We start from the raw sequence: 24056 nt of genomic DNA, 5'->3' as shown, positions 1-24056 counted from the left end.
TGGAGGGGACCCGTGACCAAGCGGCGGTTGCACGAATCGATCACCGTCGATCTCGCTGCGACCATCAAGCGCGACGGCCAACGGCAAGCCTCGCCGCTGCCGTACCTCGAGCCGCTCAACCTGCCGCAGAGCCTGTCAACTTCTTGCCGTCCGCGGCAATGAGCATGCAAACGAGGACGTACCGATACGGATCATTCTGCGGCAGGTCGGTGAGTGAATCGTCCGACGGCTCCGCGTAACCCGATTCGATCCACGTGACCTCCAGGCCACCAGCGTCCGGGTCGCCACCGACGTACCGCCGTGCGGCCCTGGCACACGTCTCGCCGGACGTCTCAGTGACGCGTTTTGCAGTAGGACCGATGACCTCGGCATCGTGCGGCTCGGCACAGTCGGCCACCTTGAGGGTACGGAACTTCTTGTCGGGCGCGGGAAGCGTTCCGATGCACTGGCCTTTTTCCAGGGTGAACCAGAGAGGCCTGAGGTCCACGCTGTTCTTTTCGTCCTCAACCGTGGGCGTTGACGTGGGCGTGGATGACGCGGACGAGGTCGGGTCTCCGGGACTCCCGTTGGTGGCGTCGATGGGCTCGTCACCGCAGCCCGTGACCGTCAAGGCGGTGAGAGCGACCGCAACCAGCCCCGACCTAGCGAATCGAAGCATCGGGACCCTCTCCGTTGGTGTGCGATCAACGAAACCCTTGGTCCGCTCTAGACTGCGCGCCGGACTATCCGAAAAGCGACGCAGGGCCTCCCTCGACGGCTACCCGGCCGTGAGACTCGACCTCTGCTCCCACGACGACGGCCGGCGAGAGTCCTGCGTTTGCCCGACAAGTCGGTGATCAGCGGGCACAGCGCCGACTTCGATCGCCTCGCACAAGGTCAGCCGCCGCTGGTCGACGCGTGCCACGGCCTGGGGTCGGTCCGCAGCAGCGAGTAGAGCACGACGTCCTGGTTGCGGCCGTCGTTGAAGAACGCCCCGCGCACGGTGCCTTCGAGCACGAAGCCGCACTTCTCGGCGATGCGGCGGGACGCACTGTTCTCCTCGGCGATCACCAGATGGATGCGGTGCTCCTTCTTCGCGCCGAAGAGGTAGTCCACCAGCAGCTGGACCGCCTCGGTCACGAACCCGCGCCCGGCGTGCTCGTCCGAGTACAGCTGGTACGACAGCTCGAAGGCGTCCCAGTAGGACACCGGGCGGAAGAACTCGATGTGACCAGCGATCTCGCCCTTCCGGGACTCGATGACGAGCATGCCCTCGGACTTCTGCCAGAAGCCGTGCTCGGCGAAGGCACCGCGGAACGTCGGTTGCGACATCACCCCGAGCGGGAAGTAGGCGCCTCGGTTGCGGATGTTCGTATGGGCGTCGTACAGCAGGTCCAGGTCGGCCTCGCGGACCTGGCGCAGCGTCACAGACTGACCGGATAGCACGGTCGTACCCTAGACCGCCGCGAGCGCACCCTCATGCTGTCGGCTCAGCTGGAACCGCATCGCGGCCCGACGTCGCAAGCCGCCGGCCCGGCAGTCTACGGGAACTGCCGAACGGTTCCGCGCAATCGCGCGCTTGCGACTGGATGTCAACCCTGCAGCGGCGCCAGGGTCGGAGGCGGTGACGACTGTCTTACAGTGCTGAGATGGCACCACTTGAGCTGCCCGAGACACAACAGGATTGGGTTCGGTTCCTGTCGGCCCGCTGTGATGACCAACTGACGGTCGCTCGCGAGAGGGTCGAACTGATTGCCAGTCAGCCCGATGCCCGGGTCGAGGTGACGCTGGCGCGTTGGAACGCGGTAACGCTGGCCTTGCTGAACGCGACGTCGGCGGCAATGTTCTTCAGTCAGGCTCACCCTGATGAGGCGTTGCGCACCAAGGCGGAGCGCGCTGAGCAGGAGGCCGCTTCGCTTTCTGACGAGGTGCGTCAGGATCGCCGTCTCTACGCAGTCTTCGCTGCCATCGATACCGACGCTCTGGACCCGCAGGCGGCCAGGATGCTCGCGTTGACGATGCGGGAATTCCGACGGGCGGGCGTGGAACTCGATGAGCAGGCGCGTCAGCGGCTGCACCAGCTCGTGGAAAGGTGCACGACTCTCGCGCGCCAATTTCAGAGCAACATCATTGACGACATCCGCTCTATCTCATTGACTCCCGAACAACTGGACGGTCTCCCCGACGATTACATCGCCGCACACCCGCCGGGCGCGGACGGCCGTGTCGTCGTGACCACCAGCTTCCCCGATGCAATCCCGTTCCTGCGCTTCGCACGCGACACCGCTGCACGACGCGAGGTAGCCACGCAGTTCAACTGCCAAGGATGGCCCGCAAACGACCCAGTGCTGCACGAGCTCCTCGGCCTACGACGCGAACGTGCGCGACTGCTCGGCTACGACAGCTGGGCGGACTACGACGCCGAAATCAAGATGGTTGGCTCAGGTGCCGCAATCCGCGACTTCATCGACCGCGTCTCCTCCGTGGCCGTTCCTGTCGCGCATCGAGAGATCGAGGCCTTGGAAAGGCGCATGCGGCACGACCAACCACACGGCGTCGACGCGGCAGCCAGAGACAAACTGCACGCGTCGGACCTCGGCTACTACACCGAGGTGATTCGTCGCGAACGTTATGACGTCGATGCTCAGGAAGTCCGCCGCTACCTGGACTGCTCGAAGGTGGTCACCGGACTGCTGGACGTCACCGGGCGGCTGTTCGGGCTCGAGTTCGTCGAGGTTCCGACTGCCCCGACTTGGCACCCGGACGTTGACACCTATGACGTGCTTGACGCTGGCGTTCTCATCGGTCGGTTCCACCTGGACCTGCACCCGCGGCCCGGCAAGTACGCGTTGGGTCAACACTTCGCCATCACGCGTGGAGTCGACAACGTGCAGCTCCCGCAGAGCGCGCTGTTCATCGACGTTCCCCGTGGACTCCTCGAGCACGAGGACGTCGTCGCGTTGTTCCACGAGTTCGGGCACCTGCTCAACTCGGTGCTCGGCGGCCACGTGACGTGGGCGCGCGACTCAGGCGTGGCCACAGAGCGAGACTTCGTCGAGGCACCCTCCCAGATGCTCGAGGAATGGGCTCATGACCACGGCGTTCTGCGCAGCTTCGCTACCGACGGCGACGGCTACCCGATCCCGGCGGAGTTGATTGCTCGCATGCGAGCCGCCGACTCGTTCGGGCGAGGATTGTTTGTAGCGGATCTCGCGGCGTTCGGTGCGGTATCTCTTGCGTTGCACGAAGAAGTGCCCGACGACTTGACCGCTTGCGCGAACGCGGCGTTCGCACGTCACATGCCGGTTCCGCAGCTCCCCGACACGCACGCTTACGCGGCCTGGGAGCATCTCGCGGACGAACGGTACGGCTCCGGATGCTACGCGTACTCGTGGAGCCACATTATCGCCAAGGACCTGCTCTCCGGGTTCGATCCTGTCGACTTGATGGCCCCAGAGCCGGCGCGTCGCTACCGCGACCAGGTGCTCACCCCTGGTGGAAGCCGAGACGGCGCCGACCTGATCGAGGCGTTCCTTGGCCGGGCCAGCAGCACCGCGGCGTTCGACCGCTGGCTGACGGGCCCGTCCGGCCAGCAGTAGGACGCCGTCGCAGGCGAGCCGGGGTGTAGCGACTGAGTTGCCGGCAGCTCACGCTGTTCAGGGATCGCCCGATCGGCGGATGTGCCTATTGACGGAGCGACCTAGTGTGGGACGCATTCCCGCGGCTGGGGCCGACGTTGGTGAAGGCCGCCTTAGGGTCGCCAGGAGACTCCGATGAGCCAGACCGCCAGCTACGACCTCGACGCACTCCGCGCCTCGTTGGACGGGCAGGTCACCGGCGCCGTGGACACGGGGTACGACAACGTCCGGCGGGTGTGGAACGCCGCCATCGACCACCGGCCGTTGGCGGTGGTGGAGTGCGTCAGCGCGGAGGACGTGGCGAGGACGTTGGCCTTCGCCAACGACCACGGACTACCGGTGTCGGTCCGGTCCGGTGCGCACAACATGTCGGGGGCCGCGGTCGCCGATGGTGGCGTGGTCGTCGACCTCCGGGGACTCAACCACGTCAGCGTCGACCCGGGAGCGAAACGGGCCAAGGCCGGCGGAGGTGCCCTTCTCGGGGACCTCGACGCTGCGACCCAGGAGCACGGGCTCGCCGTACCGACCGGTCTGGTCAGCCACACCGGGGTCGGTGGGCTGACCCTGGGTGGCGGCATGGGCTGGCTGTCCCGTCAGGCTGGCCTGACCGCCGACAACCTCGTGGCCGCCCAGGTCGTCACCGCTGCCGGCGAGATCCTGCGGGCCGCCGAGGACGAGAACGCCGACCTGTTCTGGGCGTTGCGCGGCGGCGGAGGCAACTTCGGTGTCGTCACCGAGTTCGAGTTCCGGCTCCACGAGGTCGGGCCCCTCGTGCAGTTCGCGATGGTCTACTGGCCGCTCGACCAGGGCGCCGCTGTGCTCCGGCTCGCGCGCGAGGTCTTCACCGATCTGCCCGTCGACCACAACATCGTCTTCGGAGCGGTCAACGCACCGCCGGCACCGTTCGTGCCGCCCGAGCACCAGCTGCAGCCCGGGTACGTCCTGCTCGTGACGGGGTTCGGCTCGCCCGAGTCGCATGCAGACATCGTCGACCGGATCAACGAGTCGCTGCCGTCGGCCTTCACGTTCAGCACCCCGATGCCGTACGTCGCCCTCCAGCAGCTCATCGACGAGGCGAACGCGTGGGGCCAGCACACCTACGACAAGGGCTGCTACCTCGACGAGCTCAGCGACCGGGCGATCGAGGTGGTCACCGAGCACGTGCCCCGCAAGAACTCCCCCAGCTCCATCGTGCTGTTCTACCGGCTCGACGAGGCCTACTCGGCCGTCGGCGAGGACGACACCGCCTTCAGCGGCGGCCGCTCGCCGCGGTACGCCGCCTTCATCATCGGCGTCTGCCCGGACCCAGCGATCCTCGACGCGGAGCGGAGCTGGGTACGCGGTTTCTGGGAGGCCCTGAGCCCCCACACGATCGGGACCGGCTCCTACGTCAACGCCATGACCGAGTTCGAGGACGACCGCGTGCGGGCCTCCTACGGCGCCGAGAAGTACGCGCGACTGGCGGGGATCAAGGCCACGTACGACCCGCACAACGTCTTCAAGCTCGGCGCGAACATCCTCCCGGCCGGAGCCGCGGGGTAGCCGGACGGACCTTCGAGCTTGACCTGCGACCACCGATCCGAGCGCGCAGTCTCCTTGCGCACGATCGTCGGGTCCACGGCTTGAGCCGGACCGGCAACGTGTTTCCCGGGCATCGCACCCTCGTATGGCGGGTGGTCCGTCGGAGTCCTCGAAAGGACCTAGTGCGCGCCGCCCAGTTCGATAAGGAGGACACCGCCGACGATGAGCGCGATGCCTCCCGACATCAACAGCGTGAGCGGTTCCTTGAAGAGAAGCCTCGAGGCCAGCGCCGTGAGCGCGACGCCGGCGGCGGCCCAGATGCCGTAGGCGACGCCGAGTCCCATGCCCTCAGCGAGCGCGAGCGAGAGCAGCACGAAGGCGGCGACGTAGCCGCCCAGGACGACGACGTACCAGGCATTGCGGGCCGTGGCGGCGGCACGCAGCGACAGCGTGGCGGCGACCTCCAAGAGGATGGCGCCGGCGAGGTATGCCCACCCCATCAGGCCGCCTCCTGCCGGCCGGCGAGGTGGGATCCGAACTCCACCAGGACCACCCCGGCGATGACCACAGCTATCCCGAGGATCATCACGCCGGTGAGGGCCTCCCCGAAGAAGATCGCGGAGAGGGCGGCGGTCGCTGCCACGCCGAGCGCTCCCCAGATGCCGTAAGCGACGCCCAGGGGCATGCCCGCCCCGAGCACGGCCGCGAGGAATCCGAACGTCCCCGCGTAGCCCAGGACCACGACGACGTACAAGGCCGGATGGTCGAGTGCGCCCTTCAACGACAGCGACGCGGTGACCTCGGTGACGATCGCGCCGAGCAGGAGCAGCCATCTGTTCACGACGCGACCTCCAGGAGCTCGGTGACCAGTTCTCCGACGAGGGCTCGCTCCTCGCCATCAAGCGGCATCACGCCGGTGGCGTCGGCGAACCAGGACCCGTCCGCGATCAGGCGCGCGGCGAGAAGCCGCGATCGCAGGTTCGGGGCGAGCTCGTCCGGGACGTCGGTCCAGGGACCCATCCGTGCGGCCCATCTCTCGGTCAACGGCCCGCAGAGTCGTGGGTCGGTCATCATGGCGAGGTCGGACTGGTCGAAGCTTCCCGCGAGCGACCAATCGAGGTAGGCGGCGATCCGCGCCGCAGGCGCGGCCTCCGAGACAGGCCCGGGCAGGCGTTCGGCCAGCGCTCGCTCGTAGCCGTCGACGACGTGGTCGACCAGACCGAGCATCAGCGACTGCTTGGTGGCGAAGTGGTACATCAGTCCCGGCTTGGTCAGGCCCGCCTTGCGGGCAGCGGATTCCAAGGTGACGGTGCCTCCTTCGCGGAGGATCTCGAGCGCACCGTCGAGGATCTGGAAGCGGGTTTCAGGGGCCATGCACCCACTTTACCATCCGGAAGGTAGGTCATCTGACGACATCGATCGCTACCGCCCACGCACCACGTCGGCGCCGGTCGCGCCCTCCCGGCCGTGCCCCTCGACGAAGGCTCAGAGAACCTTCGTGCCGTACATCTCCCCCAGCGGGTCGGCGATGAGCTCGAGCCGCGCACCGTTGGGGTCGCGGAAGTAGATAGAGGTGCCGCTCTCGCTCTGGTACTCGACGCCTGCTTCCTCGAGGCGGGTCTTGAGCTCGGCCCACTTCTCCGGCTCGACCGAGATGGCGACGTGGTGGAGGCCGCCGAGGACCTCGGCGTACGGGCCGACGTCGAGACCGGGGAAGTCGAAGAAGGCGATCAGGTTGTTGTTGCCGATGTCGAAGAAGAAGTGGTTGGAGCCCTTGTAGTCGCGGTTCTCGAAGATGTCGGTCAGCGGGAAGCCGAGCACGCCCTGGTAGAACCGCACCGTCTCCTCGACGTCCTTGGCGACGATCGCGAAGTGGTGCAGCCCGCGTGCCATCGAGGCCGGCCGGGAGTCCTCCGGCTGCAGGTACGTCGAGCGGATGCGATCCCGCTCGGCGTCGACCGCGGCAAGGTCGATCTCCGGCTCGTCCGAGGCACTGGTCATGACAGCGGCCCACCTTCCCAGTTCTCGCGTCGGGTCAGGTCCTCGACACTAACGCGGGAGAGCTTGGTCAGCTGGCGCACCGGCTTGCCCAGCGGCACCACGCACGCGACGGCGTACTCCTCAGGGATGCCGAACAGCTCGCGGATCCGCGGCTCCTCCGCGACCGCCATCGTCGTGATCGTGCCGCCGAAGCCCTCGTTCCTCGCCGCCAGCAGGATGTTCCACACCAGCGGATAGACCGACGCTCCCCCGACGATGCCGATCCGGTCGAGGTCCTGGTCGAGGGCCGCCACCGCCCGCAGGTCGACGCACACGACGAGCACGACGGGCGCATCGACGAACGGGGTCGTGAGCGCTCCTGGCACCTCCGTCGCCGCGATCTCCTCCTCCGACAGCCGGGTCGGGACGACCGGGTTCCACGGTCCCTCCCCCGCCATCCGCTGTGCGGTGTACCGGCGCGCCCCGGGGATCGCCAGCTCCGCGAGCTTCCGCCGCGCCGCCGGGTCCCGGACGACGAGGACCTGCGTCCCCTGCCGGTTGCCGCCGCTCGGCGCGAACCTTGCGTTGTCCAGGATCGTGCGGAGCACGACGTCGGGCAGCGGATCGTCGGTGAACTCTCGGACGGCGGACGTCGTCCGCATCACCTCGTACAGGTCCATGTTCGTCCTCTCCCGGTCGATCGCCGCAGACTACGACCCCTACGGTGTGGGCATGAAGGCACTCGTCCTGGAGAACATCCATCCGGCGGCCGCCGAGATCCTCGGCAGCCGCGGTTACGAGGTGGACCTGCGTCCCGGCGCGCTGTCCGAGGACGAGCTGGTCGAGTCCCTCCCGGGTGTCAGCCTGCTCGGGATCCGCTCGAACACGACGGTGACCGCACGCGTCCTGGAGGCGGCGTCGGACCTCGAGGCGATCGGCTGCTTCTGCATCGGCACCAACCAGGTCGACCTGGCTGCCGCGGCGAAGCGGGGCATCGGGGTGTTCAACGCGCCCTACTCCAACACCCGCAGCGTGGTCGAGCTCGTGATCGGCGAGATCATCGCGCTCGCCCGGCGGCTCCCGGAGAAGACGCAGCGGATGCACGACGGCGTGTGGGACAAGTCGGCGCGCGGCAGCCACGAGGTGCGCGGCCGAACCCTGGGCATCGTGGGCTACGGCAACATCGGCACGCAGCTGTCGAACCTTGCCGAGGCGCTCGGAATGCGGGTCGTGTTCTACGACAAGGCGGACCGGCCGGCGCACGGGAACGCGCGTCGTACCCGGTCGCTCACGGAGCTGCTCGAGGTCGCCGACGTCGTCAGCCTCCACGTCGACGGGCGGCCCGGCAACGCCGGGTTCTTCGGCGCCTCGGAGTTCGCGGCGATGAAGCCGAGGTCCCTCTTCATCAACGCCTCGCGCGGCATGGTGGTGGACTACGAGTCGCTCCGAGACCACCTGCTGTCGGGTCACATCGCGGGTGCGGCCGTCGACGTCTTCCCCGTGGAGCCCAAGGCTCAGGGCGACGCGTTCGAGTCCGTGCTGCGCGGTCTCGACAACGTCATCCTGACGCCTCACGTCGGCGGCTCCACCCAGGAGGCGCAGGAGGAGATCGGCTGGTTCGTGGCCGAGAAGCTCGTCCGCTTCGCGCTCGAGGGGAGCACGGCGCTGTCGGTCAACCTTCCGCCGGTCCTCCCTCCCCCGCTGGCGACGTCCGGGCGACGGCTGGGCTTCCTGCACCACAACGTCCCTGGTGTGCTGGCCGATCTCAACGCCGTCCTCGCCGCGGCCGGCGGCAACGTGGTCGACCAACATCTCTCGACCAGGGACGACCTCGGCTACGTCGTCACCGATTCGACCGAGCCCCTTGCGGCCGAGGCCGTCGACAAGCTTCGCCGCTCGGACCCCTGCCTCTGGGCGCGCACCTGGTGACGTCGCGTACGGCGGACGTCGTCCCTGCGGCGGCCGGGCCGGCCCGGCCCGGCCGACTGGTGGGGCTCGACGTGGCCCGGTGCCTGGCGCTCCTGGGGATGGTCGCCACGCACGTCCTGCTCGACTTCACGCCCGAGGGCGACCTGTCCTTCAGCCAGTGGCTGGCCGGCGGGCGGGCGTCGGCGTTGTTCGCCGTCCTCGCAGGGGTCAGCCTCGCACTGATGACCGGCGGACGGGAGCCGGCCCGCGGCCGGGACCGGGTGCGTGCGTCCGCGGGGCTCGCCGTCCGGTCGCTGCTGATCGCCGGGCTCGGCCTCGCTCTCGCTGAGCCGGACAGCGGACTGGCGATCATCCTCACCTACTACGGCGTGCTGTTCCTGCTCGGACTTCCGTTCGTCGGACTGCGCGCCCGCACGCTCGCGCTGCTCGCCGCCGGGTGGGTCGTGCTGGCGCCCGTCGTCTCCCACCTGGTCCGTCCGGATCTTCCGGTGCGCGGGTTCGCGAGCCCCGCCGTCGACCAGCTCGGCGATCCCGGCCGGCTGGCCAGCGAGCTGCTGTTCACCGGCTACTACCCGGCGGTCCCGTGGCTGGCCTACCTGCTGGCGGGCATGGCGCTCGGTCGTTGCGACCTCCGCAACCGTCGTCTCCTCCTCGCGCTCGCCGGCGGAGGCCTGGCACTCGCGGTCCTCGCGACCCAGGTCTCGCGCGCCGTGACCGACCCCGCGGTCAGCGACCAGTACGCCCGCGGGATGTTCGGCACCACGCCCGCGGACGGCGACTGGTCGTGGCTGCTGCTGGTCGCGCCGCACAGTGCGACGCCGTTCGACCTCGCGCAGACCATCGGCAGTGCGCTCCTCGTCATCGCGGTCTGCCTGCTCATCGAGCGTGCGCTGCCCGACGCCGGGGTGACCTTCCTGGCCGTGCTGTTCGGCGCCGGCACGATGACGCTCACCCTCTACAGCCTGCACGTCGTGCTGCGCACACCGGAGGTGTGGCCACCGGACGATCCCCGGGCCTACGGCTGGCACGTGCTCGTGCTGCTGGCGATCGGCGCGGCATTCGTCGCCCGGGGGCGGCGCGGACCGCTGGAGTACGTCGTCGGGCTTCCGGTGCGCGCCCTCCGTCCAGCCGATCTTCGCAACGCTTGAGCATCGGGCAGGTTGCTCGTCGACGTCGTGGGTACGTCACAACAGATGACATCCACATCTCCGACCCAGGAGCTCGCACCTGCGTTGGACATCGACGCCGGCCTCGCCGAGATCGAGACGGTCATCGAAGTCCTGGCGCGCCGGATCAGCGCGAACTCCTGATGTGTCGTCTGCTCGGCTACGTCGCCCGCCGTCCGACCTCGGTCGTCGAGGTCCTGGGGCAGGAGCACTTCGACGCGTTCACCGCGCTCACCGCCGTGCACGGCGACGGCTGGGGCATGGCGTGGTGGGACCCGGACTCCCCCACGGTCCGCAGCGTGACCTCGGCTGGATCGGCCATCCACGACCTGGCGTACTCCCGACTTGCCGGTCAGCGGCTCGGCCGGGCCGGCATCGTGCATCTCCGTTGGGCCACGCCGGGCCTAGCGGTGAGTCCGCAGAACACCCACCCGTTCGTGGACGGCGGATACGCATTCGCGCACAACGGACACATCGCCCCTCTCGGGTCGCTCGAAGGCCTGCTCACCCGGGAGGCTCGAGCGACGCTGCGCGGCGACACCGACAGCGAGCGGTACTTCCGGTTCGTCATGCAGTGCATCGCCGAGCGGGGGGACGACACCGAAGGACTCAGGCAGGCGCTCGGCGTACTCACGAGCGAGTTCCCCGAGGCGAGCCTGAACGCGCTGCTGATGACCCCCGCGCAGATGTTCGGCGTCCACATCAACAGCCAGGCGTCGGTGCCGATCAAGGGACTGCGCAACCTGTTTCCCTCCGAGGAGGAGATCCCCTATCGGCACACCGAGGACTACTTCGCGATGGACTACCGGATCACCCCGGACGCCACGCACGTCATCTCCAGCGGCATCGACCCAGAGGGCTGGACTCCGGTGCCGGAGGACACCGCGGCGATGGTCGATCTCGGCTCACTCGAGGTGACGCGTCTCGACCTGCCGGGTCGACGCTGAGATCCAGCCGCGCATCCCGTGACCGCGGGATGGGTCAACCCACCCATCCGGCCGGAGCCGGTCTGGGCATCCTCCCCGACGCGGTGCACGCCCCCCGCTTCCTAGCGTCGAAGCCTCACCCGACACCAGGAGGAACCATGTCCACCGAGCACATCGAGACCGTGATCATCGGCGCCGGCCAGGCCGGCCTGTCCACGGCGTACCACCTGAAGAAGCAGGGCCGCGACTGCGTCGTCCTCGACAGCAACGCCCGGGTCGGCGACAACTGGCGACGGCACTGGGACACGCTGCGGCTCTACAGCCCGGCGAAGTACGACGGCCTCCCCGGCATGCCGTTCCCCGCCGACCCCTGGTCGTTCCCCCAGAAGGACGAGGTCGCGGCGTTCCTCGAGAGTTATGCGCTGAAGTTCGACCTGCCGGTGCGGATGAGCACCCGGGTCGACGCGCTCGAGCAGCGTGCCGACGGCGGCTTCGAGCTCAGCATCGGCGACCACTCGATCATCTGCGACAACGTGGTCGTGGCCACCGGGTCCTTCGGGCAGGCGCCCAACATCCCTGACTTCCACGACCAGCTCGACCCGGCGATCCGCCAGCTGCACTCGACCGAGTACCACCGTCCCGAGGACCTCCAGCCCGGACCGGTGCTCGTGGTGGGTGCCTCGCACTCCGGCACGGACATCGCCTTCGAGGCCGCAGAGACCAACCCGGTCATCTTGTGCGGGCGGGATCCCGGCCAGCTGCCGTTCAAGCCCGAGCAGCGGCGTGCGAGGCTCATCTTCCCGGTGGTCGTCTTCGCCTGGCGGCACGTCCTCACCCGACGCACCCCGATCGGACGCAAGGAGTTCCGCGAGGTGCGGGCGCACGGCGGTCCGATGATCCGGGTCCACCGCGAGGATCTCACCGCGCGCGGGGTCGAGCGGCACCCGGCCCGCATGGTCGGAGTGCAGGACGGCATGCCGCTCCTCGACGACGGCACCGTCGTCCCGGTCAAGAACGTCGTCTGGGCCACCGGCTTCAAGCAGACCTTCGACTGGATCAAGCTGCCGGTGGTCGGCGACGACGGCTGGCCGCTGGAGATGCGCGGCGTCGTCGACGACGTGCCGGGTCTCTTCTTCTGCGGCCTGGCCTTCCAGTACGCGTTCAGCTCGATGGTCTTCCCGGGCATCGGCCGGGACGCGGAGTACCTTGCCCGGAAGATCGGCGCCCGCACCGGCAAGCGTCCTATGCTCGCTTCGAGGTGAAGCTTCGTGGATGTCGTCGAAGAGCTGCTGCGGGCACGCGAGGCCTTCGACCGGCGCGACTGGGTCGCGGCATACGAAGGTCTCTCGGCAGCCGGGAGCGATGCGCTCCTGGCCGCCGACTTCGCCGACCTCGCCACGGCAGCGTTCCTCGTCGGCCGCCACAACGACTGCATCCAGGCGCTCCAACGGGCCTACCAGGCCCACCTCGACGCCGGCGACCAGCAGGCCGCGGTCCGCTGCGCCTTCTGGCTGGCGATGACGCTGATGGACCGCGGCGAGGTCGCCGTCGCCAATGGCTGGATCTCGCGTGCCGACCGGCTGCTGGAGACCTTCGAGGAGGACACCGTCGAGCACGGCTACTTCCTGTTCTTCCGGATGCTCGGGCACATCCTCGGCGGTGACCCGGTCACTGCACTCGACGAGGCCGTCACCCTCACGTCCTACGGCAGGCGGTTCGCGAACGGCGACCTGCTCGCCACCGGCCTGATGTGCCAGGGCCGCTGCCTGCTGTACCTGGCTCGGGTGCCCGAAGGGGTGCGGCTGCTCGACGAGGCGATGGTGGGGGTGACCACGGGCGAGGTGTCCCCGGTCTTCGCCGGGCAGACCTACTGCTCGTCGATCGAGGCGTGCCAGGAGATCTCGGACTTCGGCAGGGTGGCGCAGTGGACGACGGCGTTGACCACCTGGTGCAGCTCCCAGGTGGGCCTGGTGCCGTTCACGGGTCAGTGCGCTGTTCACCGCGGGCAGGTGATGCGGGTCCGCGGTGCCTTCGACGAGGCGATCGCGGAGCTCGACGGCGCGATCGCGCGCTACGTCGCCTCCGGCACGCCTGGCGCGGCCGGTCTGGCGTACGCCGAGAAGGGCGGCCTGCTGCGCATCCGCGGGGAGTACGACGCGGCCGAGGCCGCGTTCGAGCAGGCGATCGGCTTCGGTCACGACCCCCAACCCGCCCAGGCGTTGCTGTCCCTCGATCGCGGACGCACCCAGGCGGCGTGCGCTGCTGTGCGCCGGCTGCTCGGCGAGCCACGCGACCCCATCCACCGCTCGCAGCTGCTGCCCGGCGCGATCGAAGTGCTCCTCGCCGGCAACGAGCTGGAGACCGCGCGTCCCCTGGTCGCCGAGCTGGTCGAGGTCGGCGAAGCGTTCGAGTCGAGCTCGCTCAGCGCGATGGCCGGCCACGCGGTCGGCGCGCTCGCCCTCGCCGACGGCCGGCCCGCGGATGCCCTGGCACCGCTGCGCACGGCGCTCCAGCAGTGGCGCGAGCTGGACTGGCCCTACGAGACCGCCCGGACCCAGGTCCTCCTGGGTCGCGCGCTCCGCGGAGTGGGCGACGAGGAGTCCGCGGCCGCCGAGATGGGGAGTGCGGCCCGTTCCCTCGCCGCGCTGGGAGCCGGCCCGGAGGCGCAAGCAGTCGAGCAGCTGCTGGCACCTGGCCCGCTGCCGGGCGGCCTCACCGCGCGAGAGGCCGAGGTGCTGCGGCTGGTCGCCACCGGCCTGTCCAACCCGGAGATCGCCGCGGCCCTGTTCCTGAGCGAGAAGACGGTCGCGCGGCACCTGAGCAACATCTTCACCAAGCTGGACGTCACTTCCCGGACCGCCGCGGCTGCGTACGCCTTCGACCACGGGCTCACCTGACCGCGCTCTCCTTCGCAAGGATTTCCGTACTCCTCGGACACCCGGTCGAAGGTGTTGTGCAATGGAGATGACTTTCGCGCCGAGCCGAGGATGGGGACGATGCGGCCGAAGACGGGGTACGCCCGGAACGACGACATCCGGATCGCCTACCAGGTCGTCGGCGACGGTCCGATCGACCTGGTGATGACGCCTGGCTACGTCTCCCACCTGGACCTGTGGTGGATGCTCCCGGAGACCACCCGGTTCATGCAGCGGCTCGCCTCCTTCTCCCGGTTGATCCTCTACGACAAGCGCGGTACGGGGCTGTCCGACCCCGCCCCCGGTCTGCCCGCCATGGACGAACGGATGGAGGACCTGCACGCGGTCCTCGACGCGGTCGGGTCGGAGCACACCGCACTGCTCGGCTTCTCCGAGGGCGGCCCGTTGAGCATGCTCTTCGCCGCGACCTATCCCGAGCGCACCACCGCGCTCGCCCTCTTCGGCAGCTTCGCCCGTTTCCCGGGCGACGACTACCTCCCACATCTGCTCCCCAGGGTGGACGAGGTGCTCGCGACCTTCGCCGACATCCACGAGCACTGGGGCGAGGGACGGATGCTCGACCTGTTCGCGCCGGACCTCGCCCACGACACGGCGATGCGCGAGAGCCTCGGTCTGTACGAGCGCCTCGCCGCCAGTCCGGCGATGGCCAGCGCACTCCTCCAGGCGGCAGTGGCCATCGACGTGACCCATGTGCTGTCGTCGATCACCTGTCCGACCCTGGTGGTCCACCGGCGCGACGAGGCCGTCCCGCTGGATGCGGGGCGCGACCTCGCGGAGCGGATCCCGGGTGCGCGGATGCTGGAGCTGCCGGGCACCAGCCACCTACCGTGGCTCGGCGAGTCCGAGACGATGCTCGACGCCCTGGAGGAGTTCTTCACCGGGGCCCAGGTCCCCCACGAGGTGACCCGGGCGCTCGTCACCATGCTGTTCACCGACATCGTCGGCTCCACCGACCTGGCCGGCGAGCTGGGCGACGCCCGCTGGCGCTCCCTCCTCGAGCGCCACGACGCGCTGGTACGCCGGGAGGTCGCGCAAGCCGGTGGCGCCGTCGTGAAGTCGATGGGTGACGGAGCGTTCGCGCGCTTCGACGGCCCGGCCCGGGCGATCCGGGCTGCGCTGAGCATCGTGCGCGATGCGCAGGACGAGCTGGGTGTCCAGATCCGCGCTGGTGTCCACACCGGGGAGTGCGAGCTGCTCGGCAACGACCTCGGGGGCATGGCCGTGCACCTCGGCGCGCGGATCGCCGCGAAGGCGAGGGGCGGGGAGGTGCTCGTCTCCGCTGCCGTCCGCGACCTGGTGCTCGGCTCGCCCATCGGGTTCGAGGACCGCGGTGTCCACGAGCTCAAGGGGGTCCCCGGCACCTGGCAGCTGCTGGCTGCCAGCGAGGGCGTGTCCGGCGTACGGACCGCGCCGGAGGCGGCCTACCCGGTGGCACCCAATGCCCCGAGCTCGACCGCCTCGGACCGTGCGGTCGCGCGGGCGGCGAAGATCGGCCGAGCCTCACCGCGGCTGAGTGCGCAGTTCGGGCACGCGCTGCGTCGTACGACGCGGGCCCGCGGCGCCCGCTCGGGCTCCTAGCCCTGCCGGCGGCGGGCGAGCCCCGCGAGCCGGTCGCGGTCGGCGTCGACTAGTCGCTCGACCTCGGAGTCGTCGACCGCCCCGCACTCGACGCCTCGGAGCACGAAACCGGCGAGGGCCGTCGCGGTCGCGGGCTCGTCCAGGAAACCGGAGTCGCCGCCGCCGAGATAGGCGCGCAGCCGGGCGGCCGCGCTGGGAAGTCCCTCGCGGTAGAACGCATAAGTTGCGGCGAACCGGCTCGGCAGCTGTGCGGGATGCAGGTCCCACCCCTGGTAGAAGCCCCGCTCCAGCGACCGGCGGACCAACCGGGCGTGCAGCCGCCAGCCCGCGTGGACGGCGTCCCTGTCTCCCACCGGGAGCACGTTGGTGGAGCCGTCGGACACGAAGACGCCGGTGCCGGCCGCGGCGACCTGCATCACCGCCTTGGCGTGGTCGGCGGCGGGATGCTCCATGCTCTGGTATCCCGCGGCGATGCCGCACGAGGCGGAGTAGTCGTAGGTGCCGTAGTGCAGGCCGGTGCACCGCCCGTCGGCGGCGTGGATCATGCGCGCGACGAGGACGGTGCCGTCGGCGCCGAGCACGGACTGCGGGGTCTCGACCTGGATCTCGAACCGGAGGGCCCCGGGAGCAAGGCCATGCGCCTCCTCGACGGCGGCGCAGGCGACCACCATCGCCTCCACCTGGTCCACCGAGGTCACCTTGGGCAGCGTCAGCACGAAGCCCTCCCCCAGAGCCCCGGCCGCCGCCGCGAACTCGCCGACGAACTGGTGCAGGGTGCGGACGCCACGGGCGCGGGTGGGCGCCTCGAAGCTCTTGAACCTGATGCCGTGGAACGGCGCCGCGTCGCCGTCCGCCAGCGACCGCGCGAGCGCCGCCGCGGCCGCTGTCAGTGCCGCGTCCTCGTCCTCGTCGGACCGGGCGCCGTAACCGTCCTCGAAGTCGATCCTCAGGTCCTCGACCGGCTCCGTCCCGAGCTTGGCGCGGACCCGTTCGTGGACCTCCTCGGCCAGGTCCGCCGGGAGACCGAGCAGGTCCGCGAACGCCCCGGGCCCGCCGCCGTGCTCCTCGAGGACCGCGCGAGCCTGCCGGCCCCAGGCCGGGACGGTCTCCGCGCCGAACCTGTCGGCAGGGACGTAGACCGTGTGCACGGGCTGCCGCACGCCCCGGTCGCCGGGGTATCGGCTCGCGAGCTCGTGGTCGGCGGTGGCGAGGCGCGCATCGAGGTCACGGAGCAGCGCGTCGATCGAGGTCACCGGATCAGCGGCCGGACGCGCGGCGCACGATGTCGTCGAACCGGGCGCTCATCTGCTCCGACAGCGCCTGCGCGGCGCGGAGCGGGCGGACCATCACCATGAAGTCGTTGATGAGACCGTCGCTGTTGGTGCGGATGAAGTCGCAGCCGGTGATGGCCTTCCCGGCCACCTTGGCCTCGAACACCAGGGCGTGGTCGTTGGAGGTCTCGTCGCCGATCTCGCGCACGTAGTGGAAGTCCTGGAAGACCTCCATCACGGTGGCCAGGATCGCGGAGGTGATCGCCTTGCCTGCGTAGGGCTTGAACGCCACCGGGCTGATGAAGATGACGTCGTCGGCGAGCAGGGCTGTCATCGCGTCGAGGTCCCGGGACTCGACTGCCTTGCGGAACGGGTGCATGTCGGCACCTTAAGTCAGGCTGGCCTCACTTCGCGCCTGTTTCGCACATCTGTTCTATTGTGGGTCGATGGCGAGGACGCGGTTCGTGTGGGTGCGGCCGGCGTTCGCGCCCGCCGAGATGCCGGGCCTGGTCCTGGAGTGGCGCCGCGGGAGCGACGGCGGCTGGCAGGCGCTGGTCACCTGGGTCGAGTCACGCGGGCGCGTGGTCACCGCCTGGGTGCCTGCCGACGAGCTGCGGCCGGTCGAGGCCGAGCCGCGGACCGGGTCGGCGTACGGCTGAGGTGACCGCGTGCTCAGGTCGGCGTCGCGCCCTCGTCCGGCACCGACCGAGCCCGCCGAAACGGGCCGTCGACCGACCGGCCGTCGTAGCTCCCGGTCGGCGTGACCACGGTCCCGGCGCGACCGGCCAGGATGGCGACGGCGTCCTCGAGCGCCCCGATGGCCGCCATGCCGCCGGTCAGCTCGACGAACCGGCACACCGCGTCGACCTTCGGTCCCATCGATCCGCCCGCGAAGTCGACCTCGCGCAGCCCGGCCGGTGTCTCCCGCCGGATCGGCGCCTGCTCCGGCGTCCCGAAGCCCGTGAAAACTGCCGGCACGTCGGTGAGCACCAGCAGCACGTCGGCGTCGAGCGCCTCGGCGAGCACGGCGCTGGTCAGGTCCTTGTCGACCACGGCCTCGACCCCGCGGAGGTCGCCGTGCTCGTCCCGTACGACGGGCACTCCCCCGCCGCCGGCGCACACCACGACCGCGCCGCTCTCCAGGAGCAGCCGGATCAACCGGGTCTCGACGACCCGCTGCGGACGCGGCGAGCCCACCACCCGCCGCCAGCCGTCGCCGTCCGGCCGGACCGTCCACCCACGCTCCTTGGCGAGCCGCTCGGCCTCCGCCTGTTCGTAGACCTCGCCGACGAACTTCGTCGGGCTCTCGAACGCCGGGTCGGCGGCCGCGACCAGGGTCTGGTTGATGATCGCGGCGACCTGCCGCCCGGGCACGTTGTTCTGCATCGCCTGGAGCAGCCAGTAGCCGATCATGCCCTGGGTCTGGGCTCCGAGGACGTCGAACGGGTACGGCGTCGACAGGTGCGGGTCGGACGCGCTCTGCAGCGCGAGGACGCCGACCTGCGGGCCGTTGCCGTGGGTGACGACGAGCTCGTGCTCCGCGGCGAGCGGGGCCAGGGCGGCGATGGCACGCCGGACGTTCTCCTCCTGGACGGCGGCGTCCGGCTTCTGGCCGCGCCGCAGCAGCGCGTTGCCTCCGAGCGCGACGACGATGCGCACGTCAGCGGCCGTGGATGGCGACGAAGCCGGCCGGGACCATGCGCCTCAGCCTAGTGGCGTGCGTGTGAAGTCTCTGGACGGTTCGCGCGTTCAGGGTGCGTGCATCGCAAGGCGCCGGCGCGCCGCCATACCCGGTCGTCTTGCAAGCGTCGTCATCCGCAACACGGCGACGGAGACGGCCTCGATACCGGCGCTCGCTGAGCTCGCTCCCACTCGACCATCGATGTGACGCTGGGGCACAATCCGAGGACCGGATGACCTGGAGGGCAGCATGGGTTGGTTCGACGGCTTCAAGCGGATCAAGGACCCGGTCCGCGGCGCGGCGCAGATCGTGTCGTCCACCCGCGCGCCGGACGCCGCCACTTCCGGCACCTGCCGGATGCACCTGGTCGTCAGCGTGCCGGGGCACCAGTCGTTCGCGATCGACGACCAGTTCATCGTCAAGGTGAAGAAGTGGCCCCATCCCGGCCAGACACTGCCGATCGTGGCGTCGCAGTCGGACCCGACGAAGTTCAAGATCCTGTGGGACGAGATCGCGGACTGGGACACGGCCGCGTCCGCGCGGGCCGCACAGCTCGCGGCCGCGATGAACCAGCAGCCGCCGCCCCAGGGCGAGGGCGACCCGCAGTATCCGCCGTACACCGGACAGCCGGGGTCGCCGACGGTGATGATCAACGGCCGGCCGGCGACGCCCGAGGAGCTGAAGCAGTACGAGGGCATGGTCGGCATGGACCTCGACGGCGACGGCCGGGTCGCCGGCGGCGCCGCGGCTCCCGGCGGCGGCCTCGTGCAAGGGCTCATCGCCAGCGCGATGGGCGGGATGCAGCCGCCACCTCAGGAGGGCGCGCCAGCCGACCGGCCCGGCGCGGCCGACGACCGGGTCGCCGCCCTCGAGCGGCTGGCCGCGCTGAAGGCGAGCCGTGTGATCACCGACGCCGAGTTCGAGACCGAGAAGGCCCGGATCCTCGACTCCTGAACCGGCGGCGACCCGTCAGCGCCGTACGCCTGCGCCCTCGGGGATGAACACCGGGACACCCCGCTCGCCGACGTGGACGTCGAGGATCGCGTGGTGGGCCGGGTTGCCGAAGAACCCCTGGTTGGCCACGAGCACGCTGGTGCCCGCGAAGGTCATGTTCGACGGGGTGTCGAACGGCACCGGCGACCCGTTGTCACCGGTCAGCGGCAGCGCCGGCACCCGCTCCACCTCCTTGAAGTCCTCGTCGAGGACCACCAGCTGGTTGCTGCCGGCGTTCGCCACGTAGACCCGTCCGGAGCGGGCGAAGCTGAAGCCGTCCGGCAGGTCCATGGGCCGCGACTGCCAGAGCCTGGTCAGCGTGCGCTCGCCCTTCAGCGGGACCTGGTAGAGCTTGCCCAGGGCGACGGTCGCCTCGCCGAGACCCAGCGAGGTCTGCTGCATCACGTAGAGCGAGCGCCGCTGCGGCCCGAGCACCAGCCCCGCCGTCCCGAACTCGACTCCGTCCAGCCGCTTGTCCACGAGCCACGGTCGCGCCTTCCCGCCACCGGGCGGGACCCGCCACAGGACGGCCTGGCCGTAGTCGCTGACGTAGAGCGCCCCACCCGGGCCCCACGTCGCGTAGTTCGGGATCGGGGCGGCGTCGACCAGGTTGGGCGTGCAGCCCTCGCCGGTCTGGCCCAGGGCACAGGCGGGCAGGTCCGGCAGTCGTGAGTACGTCGACCAGCGGTCGGTGCGCAGGTCGAGGAGAAGCACGCCGCCGGTGCTCTTCTCGAGGACGACGAGCCTGCCGCGTGAGTCCACGTTGGCCACCTGCACGCCGTGACTGACCTCGAGGTCCTGGCCGGGCACCTCCCACGAGCGCAGCAGGCGCCCTGCCCGCGTCCACTCGCGCACGACCGAAGGCACGCCGTCGGTCTGGGGACTGGCGAAGGTGCCGGCGTACACCCGCCCGTTCGGGTGGAGGACGACGTTGGCCGGGCGGCCCGGTGCGTCGACCATCGCCAGCACCTTGGTGTGCCACCGCTCCCGGTCCTCCGCCGCTCCTGAGCCGGCGGGGGTGAGCAGCACCAGCACCGCGGCGAGGAGCGCGGCGAGTGCTCGTTGTACCGGGTTCACAGCTTCTCCATGACCTCTCGCGCAGCCCTCTCCCCCGCGCGAACGGCGCCGTCCATGAAGCCGGACCAGTACGTCGACGTCTCGGTGCCGGCCCAGTGCACGCGACCGAACGGACGACGGATCTCCGAGCCGTGGCTGGTGATGACGCCCGGCCGCGGCAGCGCGATCGGGCCGCCGGTGGTCCACCGCTCGAGCGTCCAGTCGTGCTCGGTGTACTCGATCGGGTGCAGTGCCTGCTCGCCGAACATCTCGGCGAACCCCTCGAGGACCGCGCGTCTCCGCTGGGCCCGCGGCAGGCGACCGTAGGCCTTCCACGTCGAGCCACCGACGAACGCCAGCAGCACGCCCGGCGCGCCCGACGCCGGGGTGTTGTCGAAGACCGCCCGGGTCGCGCCGGAGTGCGACAGACCGGACCCGGAGAGCCCGGCGTCCCGCCAGAACGGGGTCCTGTAGACCGCGTCGCACTTCATCAGGTTGCCCATCGGCATGTTCGCGAGCAGGTGGCGACGGCGTTCCGGCAGCTGGGGCGCCCAGTCGATGTCGAGCACGAGCGGCGGAGGGCAGGCGACGATCACCCGCTTCCCACGGACCGTGCCGCGGTCGGTGTGCACGTGCGCCCAGCCGTCCCGCTGGACGATGCGCCGGACCGGAGCCCGGAGCGCGACCCGGTCACCGAGCTCGCGCGCCATCCGTTTCGGCACTGCCTGCGACCCGAGCTTGAAGCGCGACTCCTGCGCGCCGCCCGCCGTGCTGGACGAGCGCTGGAACGTGCCGACGTTGTCCTCGTTGCCGGCGGTCGCGATGAACCAGGCAAGGAACAGCACCGAGACGTTGCCGGCGTCGGAGCCCCAGCTCGGCTGGAAGTAGCACTCGAGGAGCGAGTCGGTGTCCGCCGACAGGGTCTGCTGCGCAACCCAGTCCCTGACCCTGAGCGCGTCCCACCTCGCGGCCTGCGGGTGGTTCCACGGGGCATCGACGTCGATCTGCGCCGCCATGTTGTTGATCCGCTCCTGGAGCAGGGCGGCGTCGAGCAGGATGCTCGGGTCGGGCGGCACGGTGCCGGTGTAGGTCGAGCGCTGGCCGTTCTTGATGTAGACGTTCTCGCCCTCGACGTACTCCTTGAACGTCTTGACGCCGAGGTCGTCGGCGAGCCGCAGGATCCGGTCCTGGGTCGGCCCGACGAACGCGCCACCGGCCTCGATCACGCCGCCCGCGCGGAGGTGGTGGTTGAGGACGCGGCCACCCACCCGGTCGCGCGCCTCGACGACGAGAACCTTGGCACCGCGTGATCGGAGCTTCCGAGCTGCCGTGAGACCGGAGATGCCGCCGCCGACCACGACCACGTCGACGCGGTCGGGCAGCGGCCCGCTGACCGTGGCGGCGGCGGCGGGACCCGGGCTCCACAGCCCGCCGCCGGCCCCTGCTGCGCCTGCTGCGCCCGCTGCCCCGACGGCGATCCCGCCGAGCAGCCGCCGACGGCCGAGTGCTGCACCCATGTCCACCTCGCGCGATCAGGTCATCTGTCCTACTACGCTAACGAGGATGGGGTACCACTGTTACGGCGTTACGTCGCGGACCCTCACGTCGTTACGCCAGTAACTCTAGGTTTGACCCTGGAGGGAGAAGGGGGAACGCAAATGACGCGGATGCCGCTGATCCAGCGACGGCAGCAGCTCGTCGACGCAGCCATCGCCGTGCTCACCCGGGAGGGTGTGCCGAAGGCGACCACACGGGCGATCGTGGCCGAGGCCGGGACGTCACTGAGTGTCTTCCACTACTGCTTCGACTCCAAGCAGGAGCTGCTCGACGCCGTCATCAAGACCCTGGTGGGCCGGAACGTCGACCTTGCCGAGGCATCGTTCGACGTCGGAGCCAGCCGTCAGGACATGATCCGCGCCGGCCTGGCGGCGTACTGGAAGGACGTCGTCACCAACCCCGACCAGCACCTGCTGACCTACGAGCTCACCCAGTACTGCCTCCGCAAGCCCGGCTACGCCGCCGTCGCGCGCCAGCAGTACGACCACTACGCCCACGCGTTCCTCGCGGTCCTCGACGCGATCGGCGCCCAGCCGTCGGTGCCGCCCGAAGTGCTCGGCCGCTACCTCGCGGCGACGATCGACGGCATCACGCTCGACTGGCTGGTCCGTCGGGACGACCGCAACTCCGAGCAGGTCCTGGACCTGATGGCGCGCCACCTCGACGAGTGCATGCTCCGGCCGGAGACGGCCGCGGTCTGAGCGGGTCTGACGTCGTCAGCCCTCCTGGGCGTCGGCGGCGACGTCCTCGTTGTGCGTGCCGGGCCGCGGCGCCCACGGCAGCTCCTTGGCCGGGCGTACGACGACCAGCCGGTCGCCGCGGGCGAGGAGGGTCACCACGGGGTCGAAGTAGCGATAGACCTTCTCGTCGCGCACGACGGCGATCACCTGGTCCGGCAGCGACTGGGGCGGCACCCCGACCTCGTTGACGAGCAGCTCGCGCTCGGCGACCTCGAGCCCGTCGCCGCCGTAGGTCAGCAGGTCCTCCATCACGGTGCCGAGCGTGGGTGACAACGTCGACAGGCCGAGCAGCCGGCCGACCGCGTCGGCCGAGATGATCACCGAGTCGGCGCCGGACTGCCGGATCAGCGGAGCGTTCTCCTGCTCGCGGACGGCCGCGACGATGAACGCATCGGGGTTGAGCTGGCGGACGGTCAACGTCGCCAGCACGTTGGTGTCGTCACGGTCGGTGGTGACGATGACCTGGTCGGCCGTGGCGATGCCGGCTCGCCGCAGCACGTCGCGCCGGGTGGCGTCACCGGTGATGACGGCGAGCTGGTCGGCGTGCGCGTCGGCGAGCGCCTCCGGACTGGGGTCGACGATGACCACGTGGTCACGTTCGAGCCCGTTGTTGACGAGGGTGTCGACGGCGCTGCGGCCCTTGGTGCCATAGCCGATGACGACCACGTGCTTTCCCATGTGCTTCCTCCAACGGGCGATGCGGAACATCTCGCGTCCGCGCTGCGCGAGGACCTCGAGGGTGGTGCCGATCAGCAGCACCAGGAAGGCGATGCGGGCAGGCGTGATGACGAAGGCGTTGACCAGGCGGGCCTGGTCGGAGACCGGCGCGATGTCGCCGTACCCGGTCGTGCTGAGGGTGACGGTCGTGTAGTAGATCGCGTCGACCAGGGAGATCGTCCCGTACGGGTTGGCGAGCGTGGCGTCGCCGGCGTCGCGGTAGCCGTCGCGGTCGATCATCACCAGCAGGACGGTGCCGACCAGGATGGCCAACGCCGCGAGCACCCGCCTGCCCAGCTCCCACCACGGCGAGCGCACGCGCTCCGGCAACGCGACCAGGCTCGCGCCCTCGCGTTTGTCCGGCGACGAAAGGTCGTGCACAGCCGCG

The 24056-nt window shown here is 70.1% G+C and carries 24 protein-coding genes; 11 read left to right on the top strand and 13 right to left on the bottom strand.

Translation table 11 applies throughout. The annotated features are described in order from the left end of the window. Nucleotides 1-115 precede the first annotated feature (115 nt). Together SHK19_RS10200 and SHK19_RS10195 are read right to left on the bottom strand one after the other, a co-directional pair. The gene (locus tag SHK19_RS10200; RefSeq protein WP_322457101.1) at nt 116-658 is read right to left on the bottom strand and encodes a hypothetical protein; all 543 of its coding nucleotides are present in this window, start codon (nt 656-658) and stop codon (nt 116-118) included. 218 nt (nt 659-876) lie between these two features. Further along, complete coding sequence (locus SHK19_RS10195) at nt 877-1407, bottom strand: GNAT family N-acetyltransferase (protein WP_322938585.1); 531 nt, start codon at nt 1405-1407, stop codon at nt 877-879. 221 nt (nt 1408-1628) lie between these two features. On the opposite strand from SHK19_RS10195, the gene SHK19_RS10190 reads away from it, so the two are divergent. Continuing rightward, complete coding sequence (locus SHK19_RS10190; RefSeq protein WP_322938584.1) at nt 1629-3578, top strand: M3 family metallopeptidase; 1950 nt, start codon at nt 1629-1631, stop codon at nt 3576-3578. 174 nt (nt 3579-3752) lie between these two features. Next, a complete protein-coding gene (locus SHK19_RS10185) occupies nt 3753-5159 on the top strand; it encodes an FAD-binding oxidoreductase (protein ID WP_322938583.1) in 1407 nt (468 codons plus the stop codon). A gap of 158 nt (nt 5160-5317) precedes the next feature. On the opposite strand, the gene SHK19_RS10180 is transcribed toward SHK19_RS10185, so the two are convergent. The 5 genes from SHK19_RS10180 to SHK19_RS10160 form a co-directional block, all read right to left on the bottom strand. Continuing rightward, nucleotides 5318-5638, bottom strand: a complete 321-nt coding sequence (locus SHK19_RS10180) for a DMT family transporter (protein WP_322457105.1) — start codon at nt 5636-5638, stop codon at nt 5318-5320. Next, nucleotides 5638-5979, bottom strand: coding sequence for a DMT family transporter (locus SHK19_RS10175; protein WP_322457106.1), 342 nt, complete (start codon nt 5977-5979; stop codon nt 5638-5640). Before SHK19_RS10175 ends, SHK19_RS10180 begins: the two co-directional genes overlap by 1 nt. Then, nucleotides 5976-6512 carry a TetR/AcrR family transcriptional regulator gene (locus SHK19_RS10170; RefSeq protein ID WP_322938582.1) on the bottom strand — a complete coding sequence of 179 codons (537 nt, stop codon included), beginning with the start codon at nt 6510-6512 and terminating at the stop codon, nt 5976-5978. Before SHK19_RS10170 ends, SHK19_RS10175 begins: the two co-directional genes overlap by 4 nt. Nucleotides 6513-6623: 111 nt before the next feature. Further along, entirely contained in the window at nt 6624-7139 is a 516-nt protein-coding gene (locus SHK19_RS10165) for a VOC family protein (RefSeq protein WP_322938581.1), read from the bottom strand. Next, nucleotides 7136-7798, bottom strand: a complete 663-nt coding sequence (locus SHK19_RS10160) for a nitroreductase family protein (protein ID WP_322457109.1) — start codon at nt 7796-7798, stop codon at nt 7136-7138. The genes SHK19_RS10165 and SHK19_RS10160 overlap by 4 nt, the downstream gene beginning before the upstream one ends. A gap of 52 nt (nt 7799-7850) precedes the next feature. On the opposite strand from SHK19_RS10160, the gene serA reads away from it, so the two are divergent. The 6 genes from serA (at nt 7851) to SHK19_RS10130 (ending at nt 15653) form a co-directional block, all read left to right on the top strand. Then, nucleotides 7851-9047 carry a phosphoglycerate dehydrogenase gene (serA, locus tag SHK19_RS10155; RefSeq protein ID WP_322457110.1) on the top strand — a complete coding sequence of 399 codons (1197 nt, stop codon included), beginning with the start codon at nt 7851-7853 and terminating at the stop codon, nt 9045-9047. Beyond that, nucleotides 9044-10195: a heparan-alpha-glucosaminide N-acetyltransferase domain-containing protein gene (locus SHK19_RS10150; protein WP_322938580.1), complete on the top strand. Its 1152-nt coding sequence runs from the start codon at nt 9044-9046 to the stop codon at nt 10193-10195. The genes serA and SHK19_RS10150 overlap by 4 nt, the downstream gene beginning before the upstream one ends. Before the next feature lie 161 nt (nt 10196-10356). Beyond that, nucleotides 10357-11160 (top strand): class II glutamine amidotransferase, encoded by an 804-nt coding sequence (locus SHK19_RS10145; protein WP_322938579.1) that lies wholly within the window; start codon nt 10357-10359, stop codon nt 11158-11160. A 137-nt stretch (nt 11161-11297) separates the two neighbouring features. After that, the gene (locus tag SHK19_RS10140; RefSeq protein WP_322938578.1) at nt 11298-12401 is read left to right on the top strand and encodes a flavin-containing monooxygenase; all 1104 of its coding nucleotides are present in this window, start codon (nt 11298-11300) and stop codon (nt 12399-12401) included. Between the two features lie 6 nt (nt 12402-12407). Beyond that, a complete protein-coding gene (locus tag SHK19_RS10135) occupies nt 12408-14036 on the top strand; it encodes a helix-turn-helix transcriptional regulator (RefSeq protein ID WP_322938577.1) in 1629 nt (542 codons plus the stop codon). 99 nt (nt 14037-14135) lie between these two features. Continuing rightward, nucleotides 14136-15653, top strand: a complete 1518-nt coding sequence (locus tag SHK19_RS10130) for an adenylate/guanylate cyclase domain-containing protein (RefSeq protein ID WP_322938576.1) — start codon at nt 14136-14138, stop codon at nt 15651-15653. On the opposite strand, the gene SHK19_RS10125 is transcribed toward SHK19_RS10130, so the two are convergent. Both SHK19_RS10125 and SHK19_RS10120 read right to left on the bottom strand, forming a co-directional pair. After that, nucleotides 15650-16906, bottom strand: a complete 1257-nt coding sequence (locus SHK19_RS10125) for a DUF6986 family protein (protein WP_322938575.1) — start codon at nt 16904-16906, stop codon at nt 15650-15652. The genes SHK19_RS10130 and SHK19_RS10125 overlap by 4 nt on opposite strands. A 4-nt stretch (nt 16907-16910) precedes the next feature. Further along, nucleotides 16911-17303 carry a nuclear transport factor 2 family protein gene (locus tag SHK19_RS10120; RefSeq protein ID WP_322938574.1) on the bottom strand — a complete coding sequence of 131 codons (393 nt, stop codon included), beginning with the start codon at nt 17301-17303 and terminating at the stop codon, nt 16911-16913. Between the two features lie 67 nt (nt 17304-17370). Here SHK19_RS10120 and SHK19_RS10115 point away from each other — a divergent pair, with 67 nt between their 5' ends. Beyond that, nucleotides 17371-17583 (top strand): hypothetical protein, encoded by a 213-nt coding sequence (locus SHK19_RS10115; RefSeq protein WP_322457118.1) that lies wholly within the window; start codon nt 17371-17373, stop codon nt 17581-17583. A 13-nt stretch (nt 17584-17596) separates the two neighbouring features. Here the strand turns inward: SHK19_RS10115 and arcC are convergent, their stop codons facing one another. Next, nucleotides 17597-18583, bottom strand: a complete 987-nt coding sequence (arcC, locus tag SHK19_RS10110) for a carbamate kinase (protein WP_322457119.1) — start codon at nt 18581-18583, stop codon at nt 17597-17599. A gap of 271 nt (nt 18584-18854) precedes the next feature. Between arcC and SHK19_RS10105 the strand changes: the two genes are divergently transcribed. Further along, complete coding sequence (locus SHK19_RS10105) at nt 18855-19559, top strand: SHOCT domain-containing protein (RefSeq protein ID WP_322938573.1); 705 nt, start codon at nt 18855-18857, stop codon at nt 19557-19559. Between the two features lie 15 nt (nt 19560-19574). Here the strand turns inward: SHK19_RS10105 and SHK19_RS10100 are convergent, their stop codons facing one another. Continuing rightward, complete coding sequence (locus SHK19_RS10100; RefSeq protein WP_322938572.1) at nt 19575-20675, bottom strand: SMP-30/gluconolactonase/LRE family protein; 1101 nt, start codon at nt 20673-20675, stop codon at nt 19575-19577. Continuing rightward, a complete protein-coding gene (locus tag SHK19_RS10095; protein WP_322938571.1) occupies nt 20672-22171 on the bottom strand; it encodes a flavin monoamine oxidase family protein in 1500 nt (499 codons plus the stop codon). Before SHK19_RS10095 ends, SHK19_RS10100 begins: the two co-directional genes overlap by 4 nt. A 141-nt stretch (nt 22172-22312) precedes the next feature. Between SHK19_RS10095 and SHK19_RS10090 the strand changes: the two genes are divergently transcribed. Further along, nucleotides 22313-22912, top strand: coding sequence for a TetR/AcrR family transcriptional regulator (locus tag SHK19_RS10090; RefSeq protein WP_322457123.1), 600 nt, complete (start codon nt 22313-22315; stop codon nt 22910-22912). 15 nt (nt 22913-22927) lie between these two features. Here the strand turns inward: SHK19_RS10090 and SHK19_RS10085 are convergent, their stop codons facing one another. Then, a complete protein-coding gene (locus SHK19_RS10085) occupies nt 22928-24049 on the bottom strand; it encodes a potassium channel family protein (RefSeq protein WP_322457124.1) in 1122 nt (373 codons plus the stop codon). Nucleotides 24050-24056 lie beyond the last annotated feature (7 nt).

The organism is Nocardioides bizhenqiangii, from assembly GCF_034661235.1.
GTDB classification, from domain to species: Bacteria; Actinomycetota; Actinomycetes; order Propionibacteriales; family Nocardioidaceae; genus Nocardioides; species Nocardioides bizhenqiangii.
Note: the sequence above shows the minus strand (reverse complement) of the source record. Positions and strands in the feature narration are given on the sequence as shown.

Excerpts from the sequence above, each read along its gene's own strand:
- SHK19_RS10200 (WP_322457101.1), bottom strand. The coding sequence starts at position 658 with ATGCTTCGATTCGCTAGGTCGGGGCTGGTTGCGGTCGCTCTCACCGCC.
- SHK19_RS10190 (WP_322938584.1), top strand. The coding sequence starts at position 1,629 with ATGGCACCACTTGAGCTGCCCGAGACACAACAGGATTGGGTTCGGTTC.
- SHK19_RS10185 (WP_322938583.1), top strand. The coding sequence starts at position 3,753 with ATGAGCCAGACCGCCAGCTACGACCTCGACGCACTCCGCGCCTCGTTG.
- SHK19_RS10180 (WP_322457105.1), bottom strand. The coding sequence starts at position 5,638 with ATGGGGTGGGCATACCTCGCCGGCGCCATCCTCTTGGAGGTCGCCGCC.
- SHK19_RS10170 (WP_322938582.1), bottom strand. The coding sequence starts at position 6,512 with ATGGCCCCTGAAACCCGCTTCCAGATCCTCGACGGTGCGCTCGAGATC.
- SHK19_RS10165 (WP_322938581.1), bottom strand. The coding sequence starts at position 7,139 with ATGACCAGTGCCTCGGACGAGCCGGAGATCGACCTTGCCGCGGTCGAC.
- SHK19_RS10160 (WP_322457109.1), bottom strand. The coding sequence starts at position 7,798 with ATGGACCTGTACGAGGTGATGCGGACGACGTCCGCCGTCCGAGAGTTC.
- serA (WP_322457110.1), top strand. The coding sequence starts at position 7,851 with ATGAAGGCACTCGTCCTGGAGAACATCCATCCGGCGGCCGCCGAGATC.
- SHK19_RS10145 (WP_322938579.1), top strand. The coding sequence starts at position 10,357 with ATGTGTCGTCTGCTCGGCTACGTCGCCCGCCGTCCGACCTCGGTCGTC.
- SHK19_RS10140 (WP_322938578.1), top strand. The coding sequence starts at position 11,298 with ATGTCCACCGAGCACATCGAGACCGTGATCATCGGCGCCGGCCAGGCC.
- SHK19_RS10130 (WP_322938576.1), top strand. The coding sequence starts at position 14,136 with ATGCGGCCGAAGACGGGGTACGCCCGGAACGACGACATCCGGATCGCC.
- SHK19_RS10120 (WP_322938574.1), bottom strand. The coding sequence starts at position 17,303 with ATGCACCCGTTCCGCAAGGCAGTCGAGTCCCGGGACCTCGACGCGATG.
- SHK19_RS10115 (WP_322457118.1), top strand. The coding sequence starts at position 17,371 with ATGGCGAGGACGCGGTTCGTGTGGGTGCGGCCGGCGTTCGCGCCCGCC.
- SHK19_RS10105 (WP_322938573.1), top strand. The coding sequence starts at position 18,855 with ATGGGTTGGTTCGACGGCTTCAAGCGGATCAAGGACCCGGTCCGCGGC.
- SHK19_RS10095 (WP_322938571.1), bottom strand. The coding sequence starts at position 22,171 with ATGGGTGCAGCACTCGGCCGTCGGCGGCTGCTCGGCGGGATCGCCGTC.
- SHK19_RS10090 (WP_322457123.1), top strand. The coding sequence starts at position 22,313 with ATGACGCGGATGCCGCTGATCCAGCGACGGCAGCAGCTCGTCGACGCA.